We start from the raw sequence: 4,363 nt of genomic DNA on the forward strand, positions 1-4,363 counted from the left end.
TCTCCGCGTCCGTGCCGGGCTGCGCTGCAAAGGCCCGTTCCTCTGCCCGATCTTCCGCGCGCTCCCAGCCGGCGAACACGGGCCTTGCTTCGTGGCTCACGAAATGGGCCTTGATCGCCCCATCCTCTGTCTCGCGCTCCACGACCATGCTGCGCGCTGAGGCAACTTCGCCGAGCGACAGAATCTCCGTATGCAGCGACTTTATCGAGACAAGCCTTGCGATCTCGGCGATCAGGCCGCGAGGTACGACGCTCCTCGCCCCCTCTGATTCTAGCCTTATGGCAGTCTGTGCCGAACGTATGATCCCGTTCGCGACAACGGCTGTCTGGGAATCTGATTCAAGGCGCCAACCCAGGCCGCAGCCCGACAAACCATCGATGCCGGGGAACCATGCGCCCAACGCCTTGGGTCTTTCGGGCGTGCGTGAGGATGACGCATCGATTGCCTCGACGAGCGCCGGCGATTCAATCCGCTCCGCATGCATCGCGGGCCTTGCCTCTGTCATGGAGATTTCAGGGGTCGACGAACTCGAAGCCCCATCGAACGAGAAGAGATCGGAAATACCGCCGTTGATCGTAAAATCAACGTCGAACTTGTTGTCCGTGCCCACGCCGGCGATGATCTCATAGCCACGTGAAATATTTTCCTCCTCTTTTGCGTCTGAAATATCCGGAGGCTCCTCGCTCGCCGATGGAACAGCGACCGCCGCGACAGCTGCAGGGGCGTGCTGCGTCTTTTTTGCGACGAGAGTTGAAACGGCCGGCAGGGTCTCTTCCGATGTGAAGGCGCGCGCTATCTCGGCCGACACCAAGGCCATGGCAGCCACAGCATCGGCATGGGCGAAGATCGCAGCAGGGGAACGGCTCAGCTCCCTCTCCGCCGGAGCTGCGGCCAAGAGGTTCAAACTCCTGTTATTGGAGAAAAGCGAAGCGCCCAGCGCAATCCGCGAACCTGCCAAGGCAAAGCCCGAGCCCGACAGCACAGACCCTGCCATCGGCCTGCAGCCATAGGTGAAGGCTGAAGACAAAATACCGGGCTGTACGATCAGTGCCATCCCCTCCCCTTTCCACCCACCTTATCGGCAAGCAGGAGTCGATGTTGCGCGGAAGATGAAAAAATATCGAAAAATTATGGCCGATCAATACCACAGCGATATCAAATGGTTAGGCCCATAGCCCGCTCCAGCAGCCTCTCTCCCGCCACTTGTGCCGATCCCCTCGATCATCTAGTTTGAACATGTATGGAATGGTTCACGATGCACAGGTGGTCGCCTTACGTTGTGGGCGCGGGTATCGGGGTGATCTCCTGGATATCGTTTCTCATCTCCGACAAACCGATCGGCGTATCGACCGCATTCGCGCGCACGACCGGCATGATACTCAAACGTTTCCACGCGGAGAAGGTCGAGCAGAACAGATTCTTCCGCGAGATCGAGCCGAAGGTGGATTGGCAGTGGATGCTCCTCGTGGGCATCATCATCGGCGCCGCGATATCGTCCCTGCTCTCGGGCGAGTTCAATCTCTCATGGGTGCCGCAGAGGTGGTCCCTCAAGTTCAGCTCGGCCACATTCCCGCGCCTGATCGCCGCGTTCGCAGGGGGGACGATCATGGGGCTGGGCGCGCGCTGGGCAGGCGGCTGCACCAGCGGCCACGGGATAAGCGGCGTGTTTCAGCTCGCGGTCTCGAGCTGGATCGCCATACTGTGCTTCTTCCTCACAGGCACGATCACCGCGATCATGCTCTTATAGGAGTCGGGAGATGTTGGTTTCTCTTCACACAAAGCGCGCGCTGCAGCTGGTGCTGGGGCTGCTGATAGGGATCTGCATCGGTTTCCTGCTGCAGAAGGGCGGCGCGACCGACTACAACGTCATAACCGGACAGCTCATGCTGCTCGACTTCACCATCCTCAAGATCATGCTCTCCGCAGTGGTCGTCGGGATGATCGGCGTATACGGGCTCAGGGAGTTGGGCCTCGTGAGGCTCCACATCAAGTCAGGGTCGGTCGGCAGCACCATAATCGGAGGTCTGATATTCGGCGTCGGTTTCGCGATCCTGGGGTACTGCCCGGGGACGATCGCAGGCGCCGTCGGCTCCGGGTCGCTCGATGCGTTGTTCGGCGGAATGCTGGGTATCCTCACGGGCTCCGGCATCTTCGCGTTCATCTACGACAGGCTCGACAAGGAGATGCTGAACATCGGCCGCTTCGGGCCGATCACAATACCGCAGCTCTTCCGCGTGAACCCCTGGCGCGTGATAATACCGCTGGCCCTCATCATCCCGTGCTTCATGCTGGCCCTGGAGATATTCGGGCTGTGAAGATATGACCCCCTTCAATTTGATCAACGTTATCATAGACTTAAATTATTCAAAAATATGACAACTTTGTTTGGCCGCATCCGATAAGCAGATACCTAACTTCATCCGGGCTGGAGGCGCATTCGATGACAAGACTGTTCGGCGTCAGTTCCTTCATGTTGATGATGCCCATGGATCCCCCTTCAACCGGGGCGGGCGGAATAAAAACACCCCTGGTCTCTTCGACCCCTCCTGCGGTCCCTGCCTCGGCATTTGAAAAGCTGGAGAAGGGCCTCAAGGAGGCAAGCTCAGGGATCAGAAATCTGTCCAGCGCATATGATCTGGCGACCGACGGCCTGATGGGCATCAAGTCTGAGATGGAAATTCTCAAGAGGGATCTGGGCGGCGAGCGCGACAGGGCAAGGAACTTGGAGAGGATACTGCAGGAGGAGCGCAGACAAAGCACGCTCCTGAGGAATACGATCTCCGGCAACGAGATGGAGGCCGCTAAAAGAGAGCAACGCATACGGGAACTCACGCAGAGAGTCGGCGCACTGGAGGAAATCGAACGCCGGATGTCCGAGTCCTCGATGCTCGCCAAGCGGTCTTTTGACGAGCAGGCGTCAAAGGTCGAGTCTCTTCTCGCCGTCATCGACGAGGCCAAGGCGGGAGCGGTCGGGATATTCTCACAGGTCGACGAGGCCTCGAACATGGTGGCGGGCGCGCATCAGGCGATAACGGCGCTCCATGATTCGCTGGTTCCGCTGTTCGGTGCGGACAGCCCGGTCGTGACCAAAGTGAAGGAGCAGGCCGCGGCTATCGGCAGCGCGGCCGCATCGATCGATCAGCTGCGCGGCAGAAAAGCGGAGCTGGCCGACCTTCTCAGGATCGAGGGCAGCAAGGCAGGTCTCATAGACCTCAGGGCGCTGCGCAAGATCATGCCCCTGCTTGACGAATCATCCTTCGAGCCCACGAAGATCCTCTCCGAGCAGATCCTGCTGAGGCTATCCGCAAGGCTTATCACGATGTTCAATAATATAGACAAAGAAGAGACAACCAGGAGACTCAACGCCTTCCTCGAAGCCGCATCCATCCTGCTGGTTAGAAACGATATCCCGGGCTCGGTAAATACCGTCTATGAGGCGATATCCTCTTTCGTTGATCTCCGAGTGCCTGCACAGGACTGCCGCGGCCTTTTCTACCAGATGATCAGGGTAGCGAACATGCTCAAGGCCGGCCGAAATCTGGACAACATATCCGCCATATTCTCTGAAATCGAGTTCCAGGGCTGGTATGTTTCAGACAGTGAAATCCGCGCCCGAAAGATGATGTCGCGATACGAGATCGACGCGATAGAGGGCAACACACTCATCGAATTCAAGACTGTCTGGTTCGGAGACATGTTCGGCAAATATCTTGCCGAGCTTCTTGCGAATGCGGACAAGGGATCGATCGCTCTCATCAGGGACGTCTGCGACGTGCAGAACAACGTGGGCCATGCCGGACACGCGGCAAAGGTGGCGAATCAGTTTATAAGGTACAAGCAGATCATGGACACGGGTCCGGCGAATTCCCTTGAGCTCCACATAACCTCTTACAGTCAAGTGCCGAATAAGATCCTCACGGCGCTGTACGATTTCTTCGGAAGGGAGCGGCTGAAGGTCTTCTGGTATGATAACGTATTGGGCAACAATCCCATGCCGCTCGCTCCGAAGGATGAGGCGCTGCCCGCAGAGGCTGCATCAAAGTCAGGACCACCCCTGGTTGAAGGAGAAGGCGCGCCCCTGAGGGAAGAACCTGCGACCGACGTCGCTGACGCGGATTTGATCGCCGAAAATGTAGTCGATCAGGAGCCTCCAGCGGCAATCGTGATAGAAGGATGGGACGGCATCGAAGATGCGCCTGTCGCCCATGAAACCGAAGCGACGAGTGGATCACGTGGGCCCCATCAAGACCGACGCTGACGGTCCGGCATTGACTTCGATAATGCAGAGATTCGTCTGGCTGATCGGATAGGGCCTTCTCTCAATCGGTCACCCAGGAAGCGGCGATATTCCCGAGCGCGGACA

General features: G+C 58.2%; 5 protein-coding genes. 4 read left to right on the plus strand and 1 reads right to left on the minus strand.

Going from position 1 to position 4,363, the window contains the following annotated elements; all coding sequences use genetic code 11:
- Window positions 1–817: hypothetical protein (locus tag WC683_19795; protein MFA4974851.1), on the minus strand; the 817-nt coding region annotated here is incomplete at its 3' end.
- On the opposite strand from WC683_19795, the gene WC683_19800 reads away from it, so the two are divergent.
- The 4 genes from WC683_19800 (at window position 816) to WC683_19815 (ending at window position 4,258) form a co-directional block, all read left to right on the plus strand.
- On the plus strand, window positions 816–1,010 hold the full coding sequence (locus tag WC683_19800; protein ID MFA4974852.1) for a hypothetical protein: 195 nt from the start codon (window positions 816–818) through the stop codon (window positions 1,008–1,010). The two genes, WC683_19795 and WC683_19800, sit on opposite strands and share 2 nt — an antisense overlap.
- 230 nt (window positions 1,011–1,240) lie before the next feature.
- Window positions 1,241–1,747, plus strand: coding sequence for a YeeE/YedE thiosulfate transporter family protein (locus WC683_19805; protein MFA4974853.1), 507 nt, complete (start codon window positions 1,241–1,243; stop codon window positions 1,745–1,747).
- A 10-nt stretch (window positions 1,748–1,757) separates the two neighbouring features.
- Window positions 1,758–2,315, plus strand: coding sequence for a YeeE/YedE thiosulfate transporter family protein (locus tag WC683_19810; GenBank protein ID MFA4974854.1), 558 nt, complete (start codon window positions 1,758–1,760; stop codon window positions 2,313–2,315).
- A gap of 125 nt (window positions 2,316–2,440) precedes the next feature.
- Entirely contained in the window at window positions 2,441–4,258 is a 1,818-nt protein-coding gene (locus WC683_19815; GenBank protein ID MFA4974855.1) for a hypothetical protein, read from the plus strand.
- Window positions 4,259–4,363: the final 105 nt, after the last annotated feature.

Source organism: bacterium (assembly GCA_041648665.1).
Lineage (GTDB): Bacteria > UBA10199 > UBA10199 > 2-02-FULL-44-16 > JAAZCA01 > JAFGMW01.